The sequence below is a fragment of the Alteromonas sp. 5NW40-0090 genome (assembly GCF_057552975.1).
The window spans coordinates 170617-193057 of the sequence record NZ_BAAJLT010000003.1 but is presented as its reverse complement, the minus strand read 5'-3'; the positions used below and the strand labels follow the sequence as shown (position 1 = coordinate 193057).

The following is a 22441-nucleotide window of genomic DNA, read 5'->3' as shown; positions in this document are numbered from 1 at the left end:
CGAAAAGTTTAAAAAGCTATAACGCAAAGATCTGTACCTCATGCGAAACCTATTTACTGCTCTAAAGCAAGACACTCACGCTAACCACAGCATTTTGGAAAATACGTTTCCTTTTTCCATCTATCACAACGACAATGCATTTGATGACACCGCCTATCTCGCCATTTTGAAGATAATGACATTGTTCCATCAAGCGACTGCTGACGCTGTTCAGCAAGCTGAGAGCAGTGCGCCTATTCTTTCTCGAGTCTCAAATATGATAAATAGCAACGCAGTTCTAAGTGCTCTGAATGCTGACATTCAAACGCTTTGCGTTGACACCCATGCCAAGACATCTGAAGCCTTATCATTACAAACGTCTAATCAAGCCCCCCACTGTGAGGGCTTGTCAATTCCAAGCTGCAATTCGTCGACTAGCCAAGCCATTGCAGCCATTTACGTATGGTTAGGCTCCTCAATGGGAGCAAATATCATCGTAAGAAGGTTAAACGCGATGGAACGAAACGTACCCACGAATTACTATCAAGCCATGGCAGGTTGCGCGAAAGCGTGGGTGTCTTTCAAACAAGAAGTTGAATCTCTTGTACCTGAACTCGCTACAAACGAAGAAGACCTTATTGTAGATATAGTTGAGGATGCAAATGCGTGGTTTGAGCATTTGATTTCACTAGCTGACGTTATAAAAGGAGAGAAAAAGCTTAAGGTAGACGCATTGATTTAGAGTTAAGCGAGTTAGCACCTTCACAGGCTTTACGATTCAATAACGCCCTTCAATAGGGTCTTTTAGCCTTCCTTCAGTCTAACATTGCCTGCGGTTAGGCTGATGCAACCAAACGATTTTTATAACCACTCAATTCCAAAGCTATAAATAAACTTAATCTAGTCAAGCGGCTGAATGCATTAATATAACGTTGGTTCATCGTTAAGCGGTCGCTCAGTTTCTGGTAGACTTAAACCAACCTAGAAACAACATAAATATAAATCATGAAAGTAATCTCATTTAACATAAACGGTATCCGCGCTCGCCTTCATCAGCTTCAAGCGGTTATTGATGCCCACCAACCAGACATTATTGGTTTGCAGGAAATTAAAGTTCACAACGAGCAATTTCCCGTTGAAGCAGTAGAGGCCATGGGTTATCACGTTTATTTTCACGGCCAGAAAAGCCACTATGGCGTCGCATTTTTAGTGAAGAAAGAGCCTGTTTCCGTGGCAATGGGCTTCCCAACCGATGATGAAGACGCCCAGCGCAGAATGATTATATTAAAAACCACCGATGAAGCTGGCGAGCCAGTGACGGTTCTTAATGGTTACTTTCCTCAAGGCGAGAACGAAAAGCACGAGACAAAGTACCCCGCCAAACGTAAGTTTTACAAAGACTTAATGGCCTACTTAGATGATAACCATACGCCAGACGAAAACGTGATTGTGATGGGTGATGTGAACATTTCTCATACAGACTTAGACATCGGTATTGGAGATGAAAACAAAAAACGCTGGCTGAGAACAGGTAAGTGTAGCTTTCTACCAGAAGAACGTGAATGGTTGAATACCCTCATCGACTGGGGTTTCGAGGATAGCTTTCGAACGCTTAATCCAGAGACTAATGACAGGTTTTCGTGGTTTGACTATCGCTCCAAAGGATTCAACGACAATCGCGGCCTACGTATAGACCTGATACTTGCCACCAAACCTTTACACGCTAGTCTTCATGACGCAGGCATCGATTATGAGTTAAGGGGCATTGAAAAGCCGTCTGACCACGCCCCCATTTGGGCTGAATATAAGAAGTAGTTGGCCGATTGCGAATAAAGCAGCGCCGATAAAGGAGTAACAGTGAGTTCATTACAGTTGTTTGCATGGCTGATTTATGGCGCATTTTTGTTGGGCGCAGTGAAGCATATCGACTTTACTCACTTTTCGCGGAACAAGCAGCAGCAACACCTCATTTTCGGCACTGCTGCTTGTTTATTTGTGTTGTGGTTGTTTAAAGCGGGAATATTTGAAGGCCTAGATGTGCATTTCCTTGGCCTTTCCGTTCTCACATTGATGTTAGGATTTAGAAACGCCATCATTGCCTCATTTATCGCGCTTTTAGGGGCAAACGTAACTGGCTATGGAACGTGGGAGAACTTTGGGGTCAACGGTCTATTAGGGACTATCCTTCCCATAGGCACCACCTACCTTTTCTACATGCTGTCGTTTCACCGTATACCTCGACAACTTTTTGTCTACATATTCGTGTGTGCATTCTTTCCTGCCGCCCTTTCAATTGCACTAAAAACACTCTCGTTAGGCGCCTTCTACTACATTGAAGGTACATACACATGGGATATTGTTTTTGATAATTATGTTTTGCTTATTCCGCTATTGGTGTTTCCAGAAGCACTACTCAACGGCATGGCTATTACCCTTCTTGTTATATACCAACCTACGTGGGTTTACACCTTTCACGACAGGTTTTATCTAGACAATTAAACAGTTTATTGTCTCTTTTCATTTGAAACTTTTTAAACTAATGGTTAATAAGGTTATCCTAAATTCAATCTATTATTAAAGGGTGTGTTTTATTGGTGGGCTGAGATGAAGATTCAGACATTTGCATTAAAGTGCAATGATATAGAAAGCTTAACCTCGGAATTAGCGTCTGTAATAACTAATGAGAAACCCTCATTACTCATAGGTTATGGCAATACCGATTTTCCTTTAGAAGCACTTCCATCAATGATAGGCGTTTCGACACTCCCCTTTTTTATTTCTAGCTCTTGCTTAGGCGCTTTGCTTTGCGACGATAAAACGGTCTCCGCCAAATGTGACTTAGCGCTGTTTTGCATTAATGATGATAGTGGTGCCTACGGTGTAGGCAGTGCTGATGTATCTGAGTACGGCCCGTTTGAAGCAGGAGCAATAGCGTTGCAGCAAGCACTAGCAAGCGCCGAAAGGCCTTACGAAAGCCCTGCACTCATTTGGTGTGCGCTTCCCCCGGGTGATGAAGAACTTATACTAGAAGGGTTTGCCAGCGTTGTAGGAGCAAAAGTTCCTATTTTTGGCGGCTCCATGGCAGACAATACGGTTACAGGCAACTGGCGTACGATCACAAAAACGTCAGCGGGACCTGAAACCATTGCGGTAGCCGTTTTGTATCCTTCAACACCGCTTGGTTTAAGTTATAGTTCCGGTTATAAACCTACCGAGACTGTGCTAAGAACCACAAAAGCCCAAGGGCGGCAAATACAACAACTCAATAATGAACAAGCCAGTATCGCGTACAATCAAGCAACGAATGGTCTAATCTCAGACCAGCTTGACGGTGGACAAATCTTGGGGCTAACTTCTTCAGCTCCGTTAGGCAGGCCAGTGGAATTGGATAATGGCGCTGTAAATTACCTTCTTTGCCACCCCGACTCTGTTGAACATGGTTCGTTAAATGTTTTTTCTGAAGTAAAGGAAGGCGAAGACCTTGTTTTGATGGAGGGAAACATCTCTAGCCTCACCTCGCGCGCCGAGCGCGTTATTAATAACGCAATCATGCTACTACCTGAAAACAAGAAGCCAATCGGCGTATTGATGATTTACTGTGCAGGATGCCGGTTGATGGTGGGCGATGAAATAAATTCGATGCTGGAGTCATTACAAAAACGATTCTCATCATTGCCTATTTGCGGGCCTTTTACTTTTGGCGAACAAGGGCGATTCTTAGACGGAATGAACAGGCATGGCAACCTAATGATTTCAGCAGTAGTGTTTTCTCGATGAATAAAGATTACGAAAATGTTTTAGAAGATCTTGCGCTAGTTTACCGCTTAAAACAGCAAGCTGAAGCGCATAAAAAAGAGAGCGATGCTTTACTTGAAGGTACGCGAGTACTCCTTACCGCTGAGGATGAAACAGACCTTTACAAGAAAATGTTTAGCGTTTTTAAAGGGCTTTACAACTATGAAGTATGCTTTGTCTTAGAGAATGAAAGTGCAGGTAAAATGAGGTGCATCAATAGCACTAATGATGCTTTGCTAGATACTATATGGAAAATAGACGACACGCTTTCCCGTGCCGTGAAAAGTGAACCCGTAGCTTTGTTCAACATTCAACAGCAGCCAACTTGGCAACAGCACATGTCCTTATTTGAACCCACCGTCACGTCGGTATTGTATTGTCCATTTAAAGTGCACCAACAACAGGCCGTTATTGTTTTCTGTCATCAATCATTGGGCTACTACACCCAAGAATATGTCGATATGGCAAATAGATACCGAACTTTCACTGAACAGATGGCTATGGGGATGCAGGCAAAGTTAATGGCGTTAGAAACCGTCAGGTTGAAAGAAGAAAAAGCTAGGGTAGAAAAAAGTCTTATCGATTCTGAAAAAATGGCCTCGCTAGGTTTGCTAGCCGCAGGCGTTGCTCATGAAATTAACAACCCCATTGCATTTATTAACAGTAATATTCATTTCCTTAGAAACGTACTGCCTGCACTATCACAAATGCAGGAGATCGTTCTGAAACTGGCGTCTAGCTCTAGCTCTGAAGAAAGAGCAGAAATTGCCGAAGCAGCAATATTGTGGCAATCGCACAATAAAATTGTTTCACTTAGTGACGAAATCTCTGATATTTGTGGGGAGTCCGAAGAAGGTTTAAACAGAGTAACCGACATTATAACAAGCCTTCGTTCTTTCTCACACGATGCCGATATCCCTGATGACGAAACCATCAATGTGAACGATTGCATTGCGCATGCCCTAAGGCTTGTAAACAGTGAATTAAAGCACCGCATAAAAATACAGCAACACCTGAATGACGTTGCTTGCATCAAAGGGAAAACAGGCAAGCTAAACCAGGTTCTGGTAAATCTTTTTGTCAACGCTGCGCAGGCGATGGAGGATGGAGACAAACTTACCATTTCTTCTTATGAAGAAGGCAATAATACCGTTATCACGGTAAAAGATACGGGGTGTGGCATCGAAAAACATGCGCTTCAAAAGCTTTTTGAGCCTTTTTACACCACAAAACCTACGGGAAAAGGGACCGGACTAGGCCTGTATATTTCTTTTTCTATTGTAGAAGCCATGGGGGGTAATATTGATGTTGATAGCGAAGTTAACGTCGGCACCACATTTACTCTTTCTTTCCCATCTATAGGCACTGATAAAAAAACCGCACAATCGTGCGGTTTAGATACGTCTGATAGCGATTCTTAACTGCAGAAAGCGCTATATAGCAGCTACTTTTGGAACAAAATATCCATTACGTCAGACAGCTCGCCTTTGCCTTCACGAATTTCTTCTTCTGACAAACCTGCTATTTCGTGAGGGAACACAAGCCACTCGTCACTTTCGTTAACGTAGTAATCTGGCACGATATCAGTAGTGTTGTTTTGAGGTTTGTACCATGGGCATGCAATGCGAATATCTTTTGGCATGTTTAGGCGCATAAGCTTATTAATTTGCTTGATAAGTGCATCAACACTTCGGCCTGAATCGAAAACATCGTCAACAATCAATAGCTTGTCGTCAGCATTGGCATTTTCAACCAAATAATGTAACCCGTGAACACGGATTTCTTTCGACTGTTTATTGATTCCATAGTAAGACGATGTACGTACTGCAATATGGTCGGTTGACGTATTCTTGAATTCGAAGAACTCTTGAACTGCGATACCAATTGGAGCACCACCACGCCAAATACCAATAATAAAGTCAGGGCGGAATCCGTCTTCATACACCTTTGCCGCTAAGCGAAAGGAATCCTGTAGAAGCGATTGCGAGGTGATAAAATTCTTGTTCATGACGTCTCACTGGGCAAAGTTTAAAAGACCGCGAGTATAGTGAATTTCGCGGCCTTTTGCACGGTAAATTCAACTATTTATTCGTTTTGAAGCGCTTGTGAAGGAGCTATTTTCATCGCTTTACGAGCAGGATAAACACTGGCTAAAATGCATAACAGCAAAGACAACAATGTGATGCTTATTATTTGTGCTACATCCATGTCAATTGGCAAGCCTCTACCGTCTGCAGAAAGCGCGAGTGGCGAACCTATCGCGTCCAAGATATTGTTTAAATTAAGCGTAATAATTACACCTAAAAGCAGACCAATACCCGCACCTTTCACCCCGTTGAACAAACCGTTTAATACAAATATCCACATGACTGAACTCGGCAACATGCCCTGAGTTTGAAGTACCGCAATATCGCCCTGCTTTTCCGTCACTACCATTACCAGTGCCGACACTATGTTAAAAGCCGCCACCGCAATTATGAGCAGCAGCATGAGCGTCATCATGTTCTTTTCCATTTTTACTGCGTCAAACAGCGGCCCCTGACGCTCCCGCCACGTTCTAATATTGCTTGCAGAGACACCCACCCTATCAACTAATTCATCAACCACCGCTTGGTAGTTAAACGCATCTTTTAAAAACAACCTGAGCGATTGTTCGCTCCCTTTAGGATCACGCATTAGGCGATTCACATCCGCAAGGTTCATGTACATCACCTTATCATCCATCTGCGAGCCCATATCGAAGACACCCACCACTGTCACAAGCCGTTGACTTGGCATTCTTCCAAACGGAGTATAAACACTGGCGCCAGCAACCATAACTCGCAAGCGGTCGCCAACGCGCGCTTCAAGCTTAATGGCAAGAGAGCGCCCAATTATGGCGGCGAAGCTCCCTTCCGTTAAATCATTAAACCGACCTTGTTCCATATGATTTGCAACCAACGTATGCTCAATCATCACGCCGGGTTGAACGCCGTGAATCTGCACGCCGCGAAGGTCTGAGCGAGATTGCACAACTGCCTCTGCCTCTCTGTAACCCATGGTGGTTACGACACCTTCCATGGGTGTCATGCTAATTTCTTCTATAGCTAAACGCTTCGAGTTGGACGTTTTTTGCGTGGGTGTCTCGCTAACTGACCCAATATTAACGCTTGTGGTGGGTGTCTCTGTAGCGTCGTTTTGAATGGGTGTCTTGTTAAGGCTTTCTGTTGCGATGGGTGTCTTTGTAATTTCGATATGAGGGACTATGCCGAGTATGCGCTGTTTTAACTGTCCTTCTAGGCCGTTCATTACGGATACTACGATAATAAGCGACATCAAGCCTAGCGCGATGCCCGCCACTGAAAATCGGTTGATAAATGAGACAAAACTGGTTTGGCTTGCTTTGTTAGACTTGGCATAACGATAAGCAATGAATGCAGAAAGAGGATAAAACATAGTGCCTTGCTTTTCAGTAATACGGTAATCTGCCTCACATTTAGCTATGCTTAGTGAATAAATAATTCAGATAAGTAGCCCAAAGGCGAGATGACGGGTTAACCCCAAAATAGTAAAGTGAGTATACTACGTGTGACCGGTATACTACTTATAAGTTACTAGCGGCACAAGAAATAGTGGCAGAGGAATGATGTGAGCGAACTTAGCCTAGAACAAAAAAAAGCCCAATTCGATGAGTATTTTTCTATTGCGCACAGCATAAATGCAAACGTGCGCCCTTTAGGTAAAGACGAAAAAGTACCTGATGAGGAAAACCTTGAAGACTCGATGCCCTATGCATTTCGCATTGCCAGCGAAATGGCCGCGTTAGAAGCGCAGGCAATTCGCCCCTTAAGAAACTTGGGTGACCACGCCGAAACCTTGGCCGAATACCTAAATCATCAGTCGCGAAAAATTGACCTGATGATGTCTTTTGTTTTGCATCAACAAGACGAGCCCGAATACCGCTTCAAAACTGTAAAGCTCGGTGGTGGTGGCGTAATTATTGATTCAAGTGACCCACTAGAAGCAGGCACACATGCTGAACTAAAGCTTTTTCTTGATGCCGAAGCCGCAGCAATTTTTTGTTTTGGCGAAGTTATTACTTGCGAGCAAGTTGAAGATAGTTACCATATCGCCTTTATTTTTAATACCATTCGAGAGCAAGACCAAGAGCTTTTAGTTCGCGCCAGCTTGCATATTCAGACCCAGCAACTAAGAAAACGGGCGAAAGAGAAAAAAGCGGGATCTGAATAGCCCCTGATAACAGTATATAAGCCGTAAAACTTACTCTTGCACTTAAAAAACAGGACGTCATGACAGCCACTTTATTATCGCTTCCATTACCTGCGCCTAAAAAAGAAGCCTCATCACAAGATCACAAACAATGGGGCCAACTGCAAGGCAGCAGCGCCGCGCTATGCATCAGCCAAACGCTAAACCAATACAAAGGCCCTATTGTATTAATTACCGCCGATACGCCATCGGCAATGAAGCTTGAAAAAGAAATAGCATTTTTCTTGAGCGATAATCAAAAAGATACGCCCATTACCCTGTTTCCAGACTGGGAAACGCTGCCATACGACTCCTTTTCACCTCATCAAGATATCGTTTCGCAAAGATTAGAAACGCTGTTTCGCTTTACCCAACAAGTCGAAGGCGTTTTTATTGTTCCTGTTAACACGCTAATGCAGCGCCTTGCACCTACCGACTATTTAGCGAAGTACCTACTGATGCTAAATAAAGGCGACAACTTAGACAGAGACCAATTTAGGCGCAATTTAGAGCAAGCTGGCTATCTTCACGTTAGCCAGGTGATGAGCCATAGCGAATTCTCGGTACGCGGCAGCATTATTGACCTATTCCCGATGGGTAGCGACCAGCCGTTTCGAATAGACTTATTCGACGATGAAATTGACTCTATTCGCTATTTCGATACCGAAACCCAGCGCTCTGGCGAAGCGGTAAATAAGATTCGCCTGCTGCCCGCTCGCGAATTCCCAACAGATAAAGAAGCAATCACCCTTTTCCGCCAGCAGTTTTTAGAAAAGTTCGACGCCAACAACGCCTCTGAAAGCGTCTTTTCACAGGTAAGCAAAGGCACTATGCCAAGCGGTGTAGAGTATTACTTACCTCTGTTTTTCAAACAAACCGCGACTTTGTTCGACTACCTTCACCCCAAAAGCCTGCTTCTACTTCACGGTGATGTGCAAGACGCCAGCGAGTTCTTCTGGGCCGATGTACAAGAACGTTACGAGCAATATCGCTACAACCTAGCTCGCCCGCTACTTGCGCCAGATGAGTTATTCTTACCCATCAACGAACTGTTTGGAGCCATTAAACAGTGGCCTCGTGCTTCTCTAACCAGCAAAGTACTTGAAGAAAAACAGGGTTCTACCAACCTTCAGTGCGAAAAACTTGATGACATTGCGATTAACTCGCAGAAAAAAGTACCTGCTGAAAGACTTATTAAAACCGTAAATCAGGCTACTGACAACGGGGCTAAAGTACTGTTTTGTGCTGAAACCCAAGGTCGCCGAGAAGGCTTAATCACTGTGCTTGCCAAAGCAGGCATAAAACCCAAGATTGTTGATAGCTTTAGCGACTTCATAGCAAGCCACGATACTATTGGTATCACGGTAGGAATGGTTGATAACAGCTTTCGCTGGCAAACCCAGGAAGGCGAACTGTTATTTATTACGGAAACGGAGTTACTAGGCCAAAAAGTAAGCCAACGCCGTTTACGCGATAAGCGCACCGCCACCGATGAAAGTGCCATTATTCGCAACTTGGCCGAGCTTTCTATTGGCCAACCGGTAGTGCACTTAGACCACGGCGTTGGCCGTTATCTTGGGCTACAAACACTAGATGCAGGCGGTGTAGCAACCGAATATTTGTGTATTGAGTACGCCAAGCAGTCTAAGCTTTATGTGCCTGTTGCCTCGCTTCACTTAATTTCACGCTACACCGGCGGCGACGCAGATAGCGCGCCAGTAAGCGCTTTAGGCTCTGACGCATGGACAAAGGCCAAGCAAAAAGCCGCTGAAAAAGTACGTGACGTAGCCGCTGAACTATTAGATGTGTATGCCCGCCGCGCAGCTAAGCCAGGTTTTGCCTATAAAATTAATTGGGACGATTACCAAGCGTTCTCAGACAGTTTCCCCTTTGAAGAAACGCCCGACCAAGCCCAAGCCATTGCTGCGGTTATGCACGATATGGGCAGTCCTTCAGCGATGGACCGCTTAGTATGCGGCGACGTAGGCTTTGGTAAAACAGAAGTTGCCATGCGCGCGGCATTCCTTGCCGCCAATGCTGGTAAACAGGTGGCCATATTAGTACCTACTACCCTGCTCGCGCAGCAACACTATGAAAACTTTAAAGATCGCTTCGCGGCTTGGCCGTTTGAAATTGAAGTGATGAGCCGATTTGTAAGCGGTAAAGCGCAAAAATCTGTGGTTGAGCGCATTGGCGAAGGCAAAGTCGATATCGTGGTAGGCACACATAAGTTGCTATCTAGCGATATAAAGTACAAAGACTTAGGCCTTGTGATCATCGACGAAGAACACCGTTTTGGCGTGCGTCAAAAAGAGAAGCTTAAGTCACTGCGTGCCGATGTAGATATTCTAACCCTTACCGCTACGCCTATTCCACGTACGCTTAACATGGCGCTATCTGGCATGCGCGATTTATCGATTATTGCTACAGCGCCGGCCCGTCGTTTATCAATTAAAACCTTTGTGCAGCAGCGAAACAAAGCCGTTATTCGCGAAGCCATCATGCGTGAAATATTACGTGGTGGTCAGGTTTACTTCCTTCACAATGAAGTGGAAAGCATTGCACGCACAGTGGAAGAAATTGCGGAAATTGTTCCCGAGGCACGTATTGCAATGGGTCACGGTCAAATGCGCGAGCGCGAATTAGAAGGCGTAATGAGCGACTTCTACCACCAGCGCTACAACGTGCTTGTTTGTACCACTATCATTGAAACCGGTATTGACGTACCAAGCGCAAACACCATTATTATGGATAGAGCCGACCATTTAGGCTTAGCGCAGCTTCACCAGCTTCGCGGCCGTGTAGGACGTTCACACCACCAAGCCTACGCTTACCTGTTAACGCCGCATCCAAAGCGAATGACCAAAGATGCAGTGAAACGTTTAGAAGCTATATCTCAGCTTGAAGATTTAGGTGCAGGTTTCGCCCTTGCTACCCACGATTTAGAAATTCGTGGTGCCGGTGAACTGTTAGGCGATGATCAATCAGGGCAAATCGCCAGTATTGGTTTTAGCTTATACATGGACATGCTTGATAAAGCCGTTAACGCGCTTAAAGAAGGTAGAGAGCCGTCACTAGATGATGCAACGTCAGGACATACGGAGGTAGAGTTGCGTATTCCTGCCCTATTACCTGAAGATTATATTGCCGACGTTAACACTCGCCTATCGCTATATAAGCGCCTGGCAAGCTGCACAACGCAAGACGACGTTGATGAGTTCCAGGTAGAATGTATTGACCGCTTTGGCCTTTTACCAGAGCCTGCTAAAAACTTGATAGAAGTAGCTGAAATTAAACTAAAAGCCCAAGAATTGGGCATTCTAAAAGTAGACTTGTCGGCCCAAGGCGGTACCATAGAGTTTAAAGAGAACACTAAGGTCGACCCGGGCTTTATTATCAGCTTGGTACAAACCAAACCCAACACCTTTAAGTTTGAAGGTAGCCAAAAACTGCGTTTGGTGAAAAAAACCGAAACAGCTAAAGAGCGCATCGCGTTTATTAGCGATATTATTGCCGATTTTGCAAAGGAGTCGCGATAACATGAAGTTATCTCGCTGGTGCCCGTTAGTCGCATCAATTAGCGCTGTATTTTTAACAACAATTTCAACCACGGCCCACGCCAATGACAACTGGTGGTTTGATGTGGAAGTGATTGCATTTAAACGCAACGTGGCACTGACGGAGTTAGAAGAGCAATTTTCACTGGCTGACGACCTGTCACCCCCTCGCGCTCAGGCAGACATTATCAGCGATGTAATTGCCCCCGATATTAGCTATTTAAAGCAAGGCTTAGCCGTTTGCGGTGCAGACACTGCAATAAAATGGCCAAACGAAACCTTATTTGATATCCCTTCAAAAGACATAGACTTCTTGTTACAACCTAGTGCCAATAGCGGGCAGCGAGATAGCGAGCCTTATTCATCGGCGGGTTATACCGAGAACCTTGGCTATGCAAATGAAGAAGTTGCAGGTAACGCACCAGATGCAGCCACTATCGCTAGCTACTGGACATCGTTTTTTGGCGTAAAACAAACTGCGCCTGTTACTGTACCTGCCTTTAAATATTGCGAAGAAGCAAAACCTTGGCTTAGCGCAGAGATCACCACTGTATTAAACGTAATGGCCTCAACAGAGCGTGATCCAATCAATAAGGCGCTAACAAACAATAGCGCAGACCAAGCGCCCTCAATTCAGACTTCACTGAAGCCGGCAATTGTATGGAAGGTCAACAAGCCAGACAACAGAATGCCCGCCCCAGCTAGTTTACCCATTGTGGTTGAAGGCCACGACTGGCCTCTCGCTTCAAAAGCTCACCTGCTTACTAGTGAGCAACAAGCGCTATCATCGATTTCTCGCCAAATTCGTTCGAACCGACAACTGGAACGCTTATTTCATGCGACCTGGCGTCAACCGGTAATGTTCGGCAAAAACAATGCTTTTGACGTTAGACTCTACGGCGGTCAGAACTACGCGCAACAGTACGACAAAAATGGCGACATGCTAGAGCAACAAAGCAACACAGCACTTGTTAAGTCTGCCGACAGTGAATCAGAGTTCGGCTATGACGCTACTGCAGATTTGAATAGTAACGAAGGCAGTACAACCACTCAAAGCGTAACCGAAATATCCACCACTTCAGATATCTTTGCTGATATTGACCGCCGGCTATCGAACCCACAAGCTATAAAGTATGAAGCGTTTAAGGCATTAGATACCGCCATAATTGTAGAGCAAGGCGACGACAACGCCCTAGACCCATCGCTTAGAACACCCATCTGGGAAATTGACGGCACAATAAAAGTATTCCTCAAATACATTAACCGCGTGCCGTATCTTCATGTGGATGGTGAGATGTTCTACCGCCAACCAGTGCCGCTAAGTTACTTTAGTAGTGAAGAAAGTAACGCCGCATCTGCTGGCCAAGCAACACCAACCGAATATAAGTTGGTGTCAGTCCCGTTAGCCGAACAACGACGGGTGATCAGTACTCAACTGCATTACTTTGACCACCCACTGTTTGGGTTTGTCGTGCAGATCCGCCGTTACAATCGCCCTGATATCAGCGAGTAGCATTATGCTCGCTCGCTAAAGATTGAGCGCTTTCTAGGTTGCAAAGTTTGCTAGCAGTAGTTTTTTTAGCATTGCGTTAAGGCACTGGTTAAAAGCAGCAAAAATTTAGTTAAGAGAATTGGTTTTTATGAAAATTTACACTCGCACTGGTGATAAAGGCAGTACACAGATTTATGCCGACAAAGCCGTACGTGTTGATAAAGATGATTTGGTCGTACAGAGCTACGGCGACATGGACGAACTTAATAGCCATATTGGTTTGCTAGCCGCTCATGTTGATGAAGTACATCAGCCTATGCTGCACGATATTCAGCGTAACCTGTTCCAAGCTGGCTTTGCCATCTCTGCAAGCTCTACATTAAAGCAAGCCGACGTTGAAAGCTTAGAAGGCCTGATAGACACCATTACAAGTAAAATGCCGCCCAATACGTCATTCGTACTGCCCGGCGGCTGCAAAGCTGCTGCGCAAGCTCATGTATGCCGTGCTGTATGTCGCCGTGCTGAACGCGCTGTTATCAGCCTTTCCAAGCACTACGACGTCCCCGAAGTAGTACACGCGTATTTAAACCGCTTAAGCGACTTCCTTTTCACGTTTGCGCGCTTTATGAATGTAGAAGCCGGGGTAGACGAAACTAAGGTGTAAAGTGCGGGTATCTAATTGCCAATGATGCGCCCAAGGAAACAGGCAAACATAAAATCAGCTATAAAGCAGGCAAACGTACACCGAGATAACTTACTAGCATAAATGGTGAATAAAACGGTAGGTATAACACCTACCGTTCGCTTAATTGCTTTACCAACTCAACGGCACTGTCGTACTTATCATTGAGCCCTGCAGGCAAAACCCGCCCGTAAAGCGCCATCACCCGCTCTTGCTTCTGTAAATCGCCCTGACTTAAGTTAGAAAAGCGTGCTTCTAACCCATCCAGAATACTTTCTGCCCCTTCTGGATTATTGCAAGCAAGGACCATGTCGCAGCCAGCATCTAGCGCAGCCTCAGCACGCTCAACATAACCACCAGCTAGGCTTGCACCATGCATAGACAAGTCGTCAGAAAATACAGCGCCACCAAAGCCCAATTCACGCTTAAGTACATCTTGTAGCCATTTCGGTGAAAACCCAGCCGGTTTATCGCACACCTGGCTATAAATAACATGTGCAGGCATAACGCCATCAAGCATTGCACGCTCTATTAATCGTTCAAACACCACCATATCGGTGCTACGGATCTCCTCAAAATCGCGCTCATCTACTGGTAGTGCTATGTGCGAGTCTGGCGCCACGCTACCGTGCCCTGGAAAGTGCTTGCCAATAGCAGGCATATTCACGGCTTTTAACCCTTGAATAAGGTGGGTAGCAAGGCGTATGACCTCGTTTGCATTGTCAGCAAATGCCCTGTCGCCAATAACCTGAGATACCCCGTTAATATCAAGTACCGGCGCAAAGCTAAAATCGATATCTAGAGTTTTAAGCTCGTGGGCTAATACTAGCCCACAGGCCTTAGCATAAGCTGCACTTTCATCCTGATGCTCTGACTGCTTTAAAATACTGCCCATTGCAGGTATAGCAGTAAAGCCCTCGCGAAAGCGCTGTACGCGGCCGCCTTCGTGATCGACGGCTATTAATACCGGCCGTTTTGCATAGCGCCTAATATCTTTAACCAGCGCAAAAAGCTGGCGTTTGTCATGATAATTACGACTAAATAAAATTACGCCACCCACAACAGGATGGGCTAATTTTTCCTTTTCTTCAGGCAGAAGTTCTTCGGCCTGACAATCCAACATTAATGGCCCCACGGCACCGCCTTAGTATGTGTCATAAAACATCACTTCAATTTTGCTAGTTCTGTGGTTAGGATAGAGAAAAATAGGGAGTTTTACACGTGATAAATTGGTTCAAGTGGTTGGTTTTAAGTGTTTTAACACTGCTTCTAATAGCGGCTCTGGGGCTTTATATATCGCTTAGGCTAAGCTTACCCGCGCTTGATGGCAATAGTGCCACCTATCACGTAAACGCACCTACCGAGTTAAGCCGCGACAGGTTAGGTCACGCGGTCATTAACGCAGACGATATTTTTGATGCCGCCTACGCTTTGGGCTTTGCCCATGCACAAGACCGCTTTTTTCAAATGGACTTACAGCGGCGCGCCGCTTCGGGAAGTTTGTCGCAATGGGTCGGCGACGTAGCACTTGATATAGATAAAAAAGCGCGTTTTCACCAATTCGAAAAACGTGCAAAAGCCGTGTTTGATTACCTTCCCTCTAAACAACAAGAGCTTTTGGTCCGCTATGCGCACGGTGTTAATGACGCTCTGTCGGAATACACCCTACCGCCGTTTGAGTACCTAGCCGCAGGTGTTGACATAAAACAGTGGCAACCTACCGACAGTATTCTTGTTATTTACAGTATGTATTTAGACTTACAAGGTACTCAGGTAGAACTAGATTTAGCAAGAGAAGCACTACTTTCAACTTTCGGAACTGATATATATAGCTTTATTACCCAGCCAAGTAATTATCAAGCAGCATTAGACGCCAGCGAAATCCCGTTACTTGAGGCCGAAATACCTGACTATCCAGCTTCCCTTCGTACCCTTACCAACCAGCAGAGCACGGAAAGTGACCAAAGCACTGAGCCCAGCACCGTAAAGAGTACAGATCAAGGCTCAGCTCAGCCTACTTCTACTACTTCTACTACTTCTACTACTTCTACATCAACTATTACAACCGCGAAAACTACAAGCAATCGCAAAAACAACAACACTGCCATTGCTCGGGCTCAATATAACGGAACTGAGCTTCCCGATGTCGGCAGTAACAATTGGGCGGTTACCGGAAGTCACACCGCAACAGGTGCAGGCCTTTTAGCGAACGATATGCACTTAGGCTTGCGTGTACCTATTATTTGGTATCGCGCCCAGCTTAACTACCAGGAATCGGGTAGCAAGGTGCAGGTAACTGGCGTTTCTTTACCAGGTATACCCGGAATAGTAGTGGGTACCAACGGTCATATCGCGTGGGGCTTTACTAACGCAAACCTTGATAATGTAGATTGGATAGAGCTAGATAATACAACGCCCACTAACACGGTAACAGAGCGTATTCCCCTACCCGACGGTGAGCATGAGTTTACATTTGAAGTAAGCGAATACGGCCCTGTAAAAGAACTTAACGGCAAACGGTACGCGCTGAACTGGGTCGCGCACCATCCCTTTGCTGCTAATTTGGGTATCATAAATTTCGGCGCCGCAAAGGATGTCAAAAAAGCTATTACTATAGGCAAGCGCATTGCCATTCCAACACAAAACTTAGTTATTGTAGATGAAGCCGGTAATGCCGCGTGGCTTCCTGGCGGCGTGGTTATGGATAGGCAAACGGCGTCGTTCACCGCTATAAAACAGCAAGATGCGACGGTGCCTGAGCGTGCTGCAAAACTGCCTATGTTGTTAAACCCTGAAATGGGAAGAATATGGACAGCCAATGCCAGAGTTATATCAGCTGACGACTTCAAAGTATGGGGCGACGGTGGCTATGCCCTTGGTGCCCGCGGGCAACAAATAAGAGACAGGCTCTTTGAGAAAGATACCTTCAGTGAAACCGATTTTTACGCTATTCAGCTAGATAATCACGCCCGCTTTCTTATTCCGTGGCAACACCTGTTATACGGCTTGCTTAACATGCAAGATATTGAGTTCAAACCAGACCTTGCCTATTTAAACGCGTGGAAAGAGTGCGCATGTGAAGACTCGGTAGGCTATACCTTAGTTAAACACTTTAGGCGCGAGGTAATACAAACCCTTTTTGGTGGTTTACTTTCGAACTTAGATCAACAAGGTGTAAACAGCCGCACCCTGCTACGAGGCATCGAACCAGCCACTTGGCAGCTTATCCATAGCCAACCTGATTCCTGGCTGCCTGCCGACACCGAAAGTTTCGACGAGTTACTGGTAGACGCTTACCGGCGTGCCAAACACAAATTATTAGATAAATATTCTCCGGTAGAGGCAAACATGGAAGCCTTGGCTTGGGGTAAGGTTAATGCCTTATCGGTAGAGCACCCCTTTGCTAGTCAAATTCCATTAGTAGGAAGCATGTTAAATATGCAGCAAGTGGAAGGCTTTGGCGATACCTACATGCCCGCTGTGCAAGCCCCTAGCTTTGGCGCATCGGAGCGATTTTTTGTAAGCCCAGGTCACTTAGAAGACGCCATTTTAACCTTACCTGGTGGGCAGAGCGGACACCCGCTGTCAGACTTTTTTACAGCCGGTTTTAACGACTACGCCACTCACGCGGCAACGCCCTTACTGCCAAGCGAGCCTATACACAGCCGAACCTTCTATAAAAAGGAGGTTGAATGACACCCGCAATCACACTACTTACTAAAAAGCGTATCGCACATACGGTTTTAAAATACGATCACGATGCCAATGCTGCGTCTTACGGTCTGGAGGCTGTTGAAAAACTAAACCTTAACGCCGATACCGTATTTAAAACCTTAGTGGTTAGCACAGACACCAATAAATTGGCCGTTGCCGTAGTGCCCGTAAACACCAAGCTAAGCGAGAAGAAAATGGCAAAAGCATTAGGCGTAAAAAAGGTAGAAATGGCACAGGCAAACGCGGTAATGGTTGCCACTGGATACGTATTAGGTGGGGTAAGTCCGTTGGGCCAGAAAAAGCGGTTAGCCAGCGTTATTCACAAAAGCGCTGAAGGCCTTGCCACTATGCACGTAAGCGCGGGAAAGCGAGGGTTAGAAGTGGCGCTTTCTCCTGCCGATTTAGCTTTGCTAACAAGCGCCAAATTTGCGGATATTTCGGTAAAGTAACTTTTTACAACCCAATATATGGTTAGCTGCGTTAGCAAAAACTTACAATGCAGCTTTTGGTTATGCGACTGCCGCCATTATATTCTTAAGGTTTTCGATTGGTTTGAGCCTTTTTTTAATCAGCACATCTTCGTTTATCTTAAGGATTATACCTTTCAGTAAATCAGTGGTGTTTTCTATGTGCGAGAGTGATTTAAGGTGCTCTATGTCTTCGAATATCTTACGCCCTTTTAGCGATAGGCGCTTTTCTGATCTACCTTTTGCCAAGTCACTTTGAAGGTAACTCGCTATCTTTTTTGCTGACTTTTCATCTTCAGACAATGAGTGAATGTAGTACTTCATCATGCTTGGAACAAAGTCTGTAGTTGCACCGATTTCCATTGTCGCTAAATTTAGAATATCGATTAAATGCGCAGGTAAACGCCCTTCCACTGGCTTTCGCTTTGCTTCATATTGACGTTTAACCGCAGGTGTAGATTGGTGAGGTAACACGGTTACGCTTTCACACTTATCGCATACCCCCACCAAAACCTTTTTAACCACTCCCGTACCATCACTGAAAGGAACATCTCTTAATTGAAATGTTGCATTTTCAAATGACTGGCACGTGCTGCATGCTGCTTTCTGCGACTCGCCGACTTTGAAAATTTTCATATCTTTTCCTTAATGATGGACGCTAATAAAAACGCTATTCGGCTCTACGAAATACCATTTAACATACCAATTATGACCAGCTCGCCGTGTCTTAATTATGTGTACCGTAATGCTGCTATCAAAATGATGAGGGCTGGAAGAATAATCGTTTCCTCGACTTCGACCTATAATTTCGGCAACTTCCTCAAGCGACACTTGCCCAATTGCCAATAAATTTTTAACGTCAATATCGTTTCTCTGCTCATGGGAAACGTATCCTTTATTCAGACAGTCAATGACCTGTCGCTTTATTTCCTTGTAACGCACCCAGCACTCCACATGCACGACAAATGTACGCCAAATTGCGTACATTTTCAAATCAAGCTTTCAACAAATTTATAGTACGAAAAGTAGGAAGGGGTATGAAGCTGGTCTGTGGTATAGGTTTCTGGTGAGTGTTTGAGTGCAGCGCGAGCAATAGCCTAAGTCATAGCCTAGATCATAACCTAAGCCATAACCTAAATCATAACCTAATTGGCCGCCTGCGCTAACCACTGTTTGCGTGCTTCTTCAAGCGCTGCTTCGTCAGGCTGTTCGCTTCCTGAAATAGCTACAGCAATTTGTTGAATAATAGCGTCGCGCTTTTCAATCAACGCATCAGTGCGAGCAAACAAGTCTTTGGCTTCAGGATATTGTTCTTTAAGTACATCTACATCTTCTAGCGCGTAATAGCGTGCTTCAAAGGCTTCGTTATACAGCTGGCGTTTGGCATTAAAAATTACGTAGTCTTTCGCAGTCTCTGAATTAAGATAATCCATATCTTCTGAAGATAGACTAGCAGCCTGCCCTACTTCACGGGCCTGCACCATCCATGAATCAACAGCTTCGGCGTCATCATTTTTAACAGCCTGCTTTACACCCTGCTGCAAGTCGCTTGCGTGCAGAATTTCCATTACCGTTATAAGTGGAACTTGCGCTGCATCTTGATCTCGGTTGTCTGCATCTACCGACAAATAAGCAAACCATGAAAAGGTAGCGGCAACAATAATAGCAAGAACAACAAGTGCTTTTTTCACACTTTCCTCCAAAGAAATTGCATATGAAATTCAGTGCGGGTGCACTGTTAAAAGAAGCAATACAAAAAGAGCGAGATACCCCGCTCTTTTTCAGTATTGTAACGACCTAAAGATTATTGGTCGACAGGCTCAGAGTTTTCAACTCGGCTTTTCAGTTTTTGACCCGGGCGGAATGTAACCACGCGGCGCGCTTTAATTGGAATGTCTTCACCAGTTTTAGGATTACGGCCAGGACGTTCGTTTTTATCACGCAGGTCAAAGTTACCAAAACCTGACAGTTTTACTTGCTCACCAGATTCCAGAGCGCCTTTAATCTCTTCGAAAAAAAGCTCTACCAGATCCTTCGCATCACGCTTGTTAATGCCTAGTTTCTCGAATAGGTGTTCAGCCATCTCGGCTTTGGTCAATGCCATAGTTTACTCTCTTAACGCGGCCCCAAACTCAGATTCCAGACCTTTAACCACAGTATCTACAGCTTGCTGAATTTCAGCTTCTTCCAAGGTTTTATCCGGATCTTGTAAATGAAGTGACAAAGCAAGGCTCTTATAGCCAGGCTCAATTCCCTTGCCTTTGTACTCATCGAACAAGTTTAGAGCAACTAGTTGATTTACGCCAATATTTTCTATGTAAGAAAGTACATTTCCTACACGCACTTCATCTTTAACCGTAATAGCAATATCACGGCGATTCGATGGGAAGCGCGATACTGGTACAGCTGACGGTAACTTGCGATCGGTAATGGCATCTACCACTAGTTCGAACACAAATACGCGGCCGTTAACACCAAGCAATTTAGTAAACTGCGGGTGTATAGCACCAATATAGCCAACTTCTTCATCATTAAGCAAAATTTTTGCCGTCATACCAGGGTGTAACGCACTATGCTGCCCTGTGACGAACTGGAACTCACCGGTTCTGCCTGTAAGTGCCAACAACGCCTCAACGTCTGCTTTCGCATCGAAGAAATCAACCGGGCTGTCGCCCAAGTCCCAATGTTCTTCATTACGACGCCCTGCTACTACACCACCAATTACTTGCTGTTGCAATACACCATTTGGCGCATCTTGTTGAGGAATAAAGCGTAATCCGGTTTCAAACATGCGAACACGTTGTTGCTGACGCTTCTGATTATAAGCAGTAGCACCTAGCAAACCCGGCCATAAACTTACACGCATTACCGACATATCAGATGAAATTGGGTGTGGTAGCACCATACCTTTTACGTCTGGGAATAATGCGTTTTGAATTTTAGGATCAACAAACGAATAAGTAATTGCTTCATTATAGCCTCGGCTTAAAAGCAACGACTTCATGGTGTTTAGAGGCAGCTTGGCTTCTTGCGAAGGTAGCATTGCCAACGTCGCTTTTGGTGCCACGTTTGGAATGTTGTTGTAGCCGTATACGCGCGCAATTTCTTCAATCAAATCTTCTTCAATTGAAATATCGAAACGATAGCTTGGCGCAACCGCTTCCCAGCCGGCTTCGGTTTGCGTTACCTCTAAACCAAGGCGGTTTAGCATTTCCGTTACTTTTGCATCGTCAATGCTAATGCCTAGAACGCGAAACAAACGTTCACGACGAAGCGTAACCGTAGCTTGCTTAGGTAGCTTGTCTTCTGCTACAGCTTCAACGACAGGGCCAGCTTCACCACCGCAAATTTCTAGTACTAGTGCAGTAGCGCGCTCCATGGCTTTACGCTGAAGCTGTGGGTCTACACCACGCTCATAGCGGTGCGACGCATCGGTATGCAAACCGTACTGACGGGCACGGCCCATAATGGCATCGCGGCTAAAGAACGCACTTTCAAGCAAAATATCTTGTGTTTCAGTAGTTACACCAGAGTGTAGGCCGCCGAAAATACCCGCCATTGCTAACGCTTTGTTGTCATCAGCAATAACTAACGTATTGCTTTGTAACTTAGCTTCGGTCTCATCAAGTAACGTAAGCTTTTCGCCATCGTTCGCCATACGCACGTTAATGTTGCCTTCAATGCTGGCAAGGTTAAACGCGTGCATTGGCTGGCCAAGCTCTAGCAATACAAAATTAGTCACGTCTACAATGGGGTCGATGCTGCGAATACCGCAACGACGTAGCTTTTCAACTAACCACAGTGGCGATGCAGCTTTAACGTTAACGCCCTTAACCACACGGCCCAGATAACGTGGGCATGCGTCGTCAGCGCTTAACGTAATTGATAATTTATCATCAATAGTTGCGTTTACCGCAGCTACTTCAGGCTCGCACACGTCAAGGTTATTAAGTACGCCAACTTCACGGGCAATACCGCGAATACCCAAACAGTCTGCGCGGTTTGGTGTTAGGTCTACTTCAATAGCGTTATCATCAAGACCAAGGTAATCGCGAATGTCTGCGCCAATAGGTGCGTCGGCTGGAAGCTCGATAATACCGTCGTGGTCGTCGCTAATACCTAGCTCAGAGAAGCTACATAGCATACCGAATGACGGCTCGCCGCGAAGCTTCGCTTTTTTAATTTTAAAGTCGCCAGGTAATACAGCGCCAACAACAGCAACTGCTACTTTAATGCCCTGACGGCAGTTAGGCGCACCACAAACGATATCAAGTAGCTCTTCGCCACCTACGTTTATTTTAGTTGCGCGCAGTTTGTCGGCGTTCGGGTGCTGACCGCACTCAACGACTTCACCTACTAGCACGCCTTTAAAATCGCCTGCTACTGGCTCAACACCGTCTACTTCTAGGCCAGCCATGCTCAACTGTTCAGACAGCTCATGTGCCGACAGCGACGGGTTAACCCACTCTCTTAACCATTTTTCACTGAATTTCATGTGTACTCTCTG

General features: G+C 45.3%; 18 protein-coding genes. 11 read left to right on the top strand and 7 right to left on the bottom strand.

What is annotated here, in order from left to right:
• Window positions 1-40: 40 nt before the first annotated feature.
• From AC27KT_RS04875 to AC27KT_RS04855, 5 genes are all read left to right on the top strand, one after another.
• Window positions 41-721: a biliverdin-producing heme oxygenase gene (locus AC27KT_RS04875; protein WP_487127878.1), complete on the top strand. Its 681-nt coding sequence runs from the start codon at window positions 41-43 to the stop codon at window positions 719-721.
• A 263-nt stretch (window positions 722-984) separates the two neighbouring features.
• Window positions 985-1794, top strand: a complete 810-nt coding sequence (gene xthA / locus AC27KT_RS04870) for an exodeoxyribonuclease III (RefSeq protein WP_487127876.1) — start codon at window positions 985-987, stop codon at window positions 1792-1794.
• Window positions 1795-1836: 42 nt separating this feature from the next.
• On the top strand, window positions 1837-2478 hold the full coding sequence (locus AC27KT_RS04865; protein WP_487127874.1) for an energy-coupling factor ABC transporter permease: 642 nt from the start codon (window positions 1837-1839) through the stop codon (window positions 2476-2478).
• A gap of 105 nt (window positions 2479-2583) precedes the next feature.
• Window positions 2584-3756 (top strand): FIST signal transduction protein, encoded by a 1173-nt coding sequence (locus AC27KT_RS04860; protein WP_487127872.1) that lies wholly within the window; start codon window positions 2584-2586, stop codon window positions 3754-3756.
• Window positions 3753-5195 (top strand): sensor histidine kinase, encoded by a 1443-nt coding sequence (locus AC27KT_RS04855; RefSeq protein ID WP_487127870.1) that lies wholly within the window; start codon window positions 3753-3755, stop codon window positions 5193-5195. The genes AC27KT_RS04860 and AC27KT_RS04855 overlap by 4 nt, the downstream gene beginning before the upstream one ends.
• 23 nt (window positions 5196-5218) lie before the next feature.
• Here the strand turns inward: AC27KT_RS04855 and AC27KT_RS04850 are convergent, their stop codons facing one another.
• Both AC27KT_RS04850 and AC27KT_RS04845 read right to left on the bottom strand, forming a co-directional pair.
• A complete protein-coding gene (locus AC27KT_RS04850) occupies window positions 5219-5782 on the bottom strand; it encodes a phosphoribosyltransferase (protein WP_474872722.1) in 564 nt (187 codons plus the stop codon).
• Window positions 5783-5859: 77 nt separating this feature from the next.
• On the bottom strand, window positions 5860-7209 hold the full coding sequence (locus AC27KT_RS04845; RefSeq protein ID WP_487127868.1) for an FtsX-like permease family protein: 1350 nt from the start codon (window positions 7207-7209) through the stop codon (window positions 5860-5862).
• A 192-nt stretch (window positions 7210-7401) separates the two neighbouring features.
• On the opposite strand from AC27KT_RS04845, the gene AC27KT_RS04840 reads away from it, so the two are divergent.
• The 4 genes from AC27KT_RS04840 to AC27KT_RS04825 all read left to right on the top strand — a co-directional run bounded on the left by AC27KT_RS04840 (window position 7402) and on the right by AC27KT_RS04825 (window position 13735).
• Entirely contained in the window at window positions 7402-8004 is a 603-nt protein-coding gene (locus tag AC27KT_RS04840; protein WP_487127866.1) for a PilZ domain-containing protein, read from the top strand.
• Window positions 8005-8063: 59 nt separating this feature from the next.
• On the top strand, window positions 8064-11561 hold the full coding sequence (mfd, locus tag AC27KT_RS04835; RefSeq protein ID WP_487127864.1) for a transcription-repair coupling factor: 3498 nt from the start codon (window positions 8064-8066) through the stop codon (window positions 11559-11561).
• 1 nt (window position 11562) lies between these two features.
• Window positions 11563-13092 (top strand): CsiV family protein, encoded by a 1530-nt coding sequence (locus tag AC27KT_RS04830; protein WP_487127862.1) that lies wholly within the window; start codon window positions 11563-11565, stop codon window positions 13090-13092.
• A 127-nt stretch (window positions 13093-13219) separates the two neighbouring features.
• On the top strand, window positions 13220-13735 hold the full coding sequence (locus AC27KT_RS04825) for a cob(I)yrinic acid a,c-diamide adenosyltransferase (RefSeq protein ID WP_487127860.1): 516 nt from the start codon (window positions 13220-13222) through the stop codon (window positions 13733-13735).
• A gap of 130 nt (window positions 13736-13865) precedes the next feature.
• Here AC27KT_RS04825 and nagZ read toward each other — a convergent pair whose 3' ends face one another.
• Window positions 13866-14876, bottom strand: coding sequence for a beta-N-acetylhexosaminidase (gene nagZ, locus AC27KT_RS04820; RefSeq protein WP_487127858.1), 1011 nt, complete (start codon window positions 14874-14876; stop codon window positions 13866-13868).
• A gap of 98 nt (window positions 14877-14974) precedes the next feature.
• Here nagZ and AC27KT_RS04815 point away from each other — a divergent pair, with 98 nt between their 5' ends.
• Both AC27KT_RS04815 and ybaK read left to right on the top strand, forming a co-directional pair.
• Window positions 14975-17449 carry a penicillin acylase family protein gene (locus AC27KT_RS04815; RefSeq protein WP_487127856.1) on the top strand — a complete coding sequence of 825 codons (2475 nt, stop codon included), beginning with the start codon at window positions 14975-14977 and terminating at the stop codon, window positions 17447-17449.
• The gene (gene ybaK, locus AC27KT_RS04810; protein ID WP_487127854.1) at window positions 17446-17916 is read left to right on the top strand and encodes a Cys-tRNA(Pro) deacylase; all 471 of its coding nucleotides are present in this window, start codon (window positions 17446-17448) and stop codon (window positions 17914-17916) included. The genes AC27KT_RS04815 and ybaK overlap by 4 nt, the downstream gene beginning before the upstream one ends.
• 60 nt (window positions 17917-17976) lie before the next feature.
• Here ybaK and AC27KT_RS04805 read toward each other — a convergent pair whose 3' ends face one another.
• From AC27KT_RS04805 to pheT, 4 genes are all read right to left on the bottom strand, one after another.
• Window positions 17977-18570 (bottom strand): hypothetical protein, encoded by a 594-nt coding sequence (locus AC27KT_RS04805; RefSeq protein WP_061094791.1) that lies wholly within the window; start codon window positions 18568-18570, stop codon window positions 17977-17979.
• 509 nt (window positions 18571-19079) lie between these two features.
• A complete protein-coding gene (locus AC27KT_RS04800; RefSeq protein WP_487127852.1) occupies window positions 19080-19625 on the bottom strand; it encodes a hypothetical protein in 546 nt (181 codons plus the stop codon).
• Window positions 19626-19738: 113 nt separating this feature from the next.
• The gene (ihfA, locus tag AC27KT_RS04795; RefSeq protein WP_012518129.1) at window positions 19739-20038 is read right to left on the bottom strand and encodes an integration host factor subunit alpha; all 300 of its coding nucleotides are present in this window, start codon (window positions 20036-20038) and stop codon (window positions 19739-19741) included.
• Between the two features lie 3 nt (window positions 20039-20041).
• Window positions 20042-22429, bottom strand: a complete 2388-nt coding sequence (pheT, locus tag AC27KT_RS04790) for a phenylalanine--tRNA ligase subunit beta (protein ID WP_487127850.1) — start codon at window positions 22427-22429, stop codon at window positions 20042-20044.
• Window positions 22430-22441: the final 12 nt, after the last annotated feature.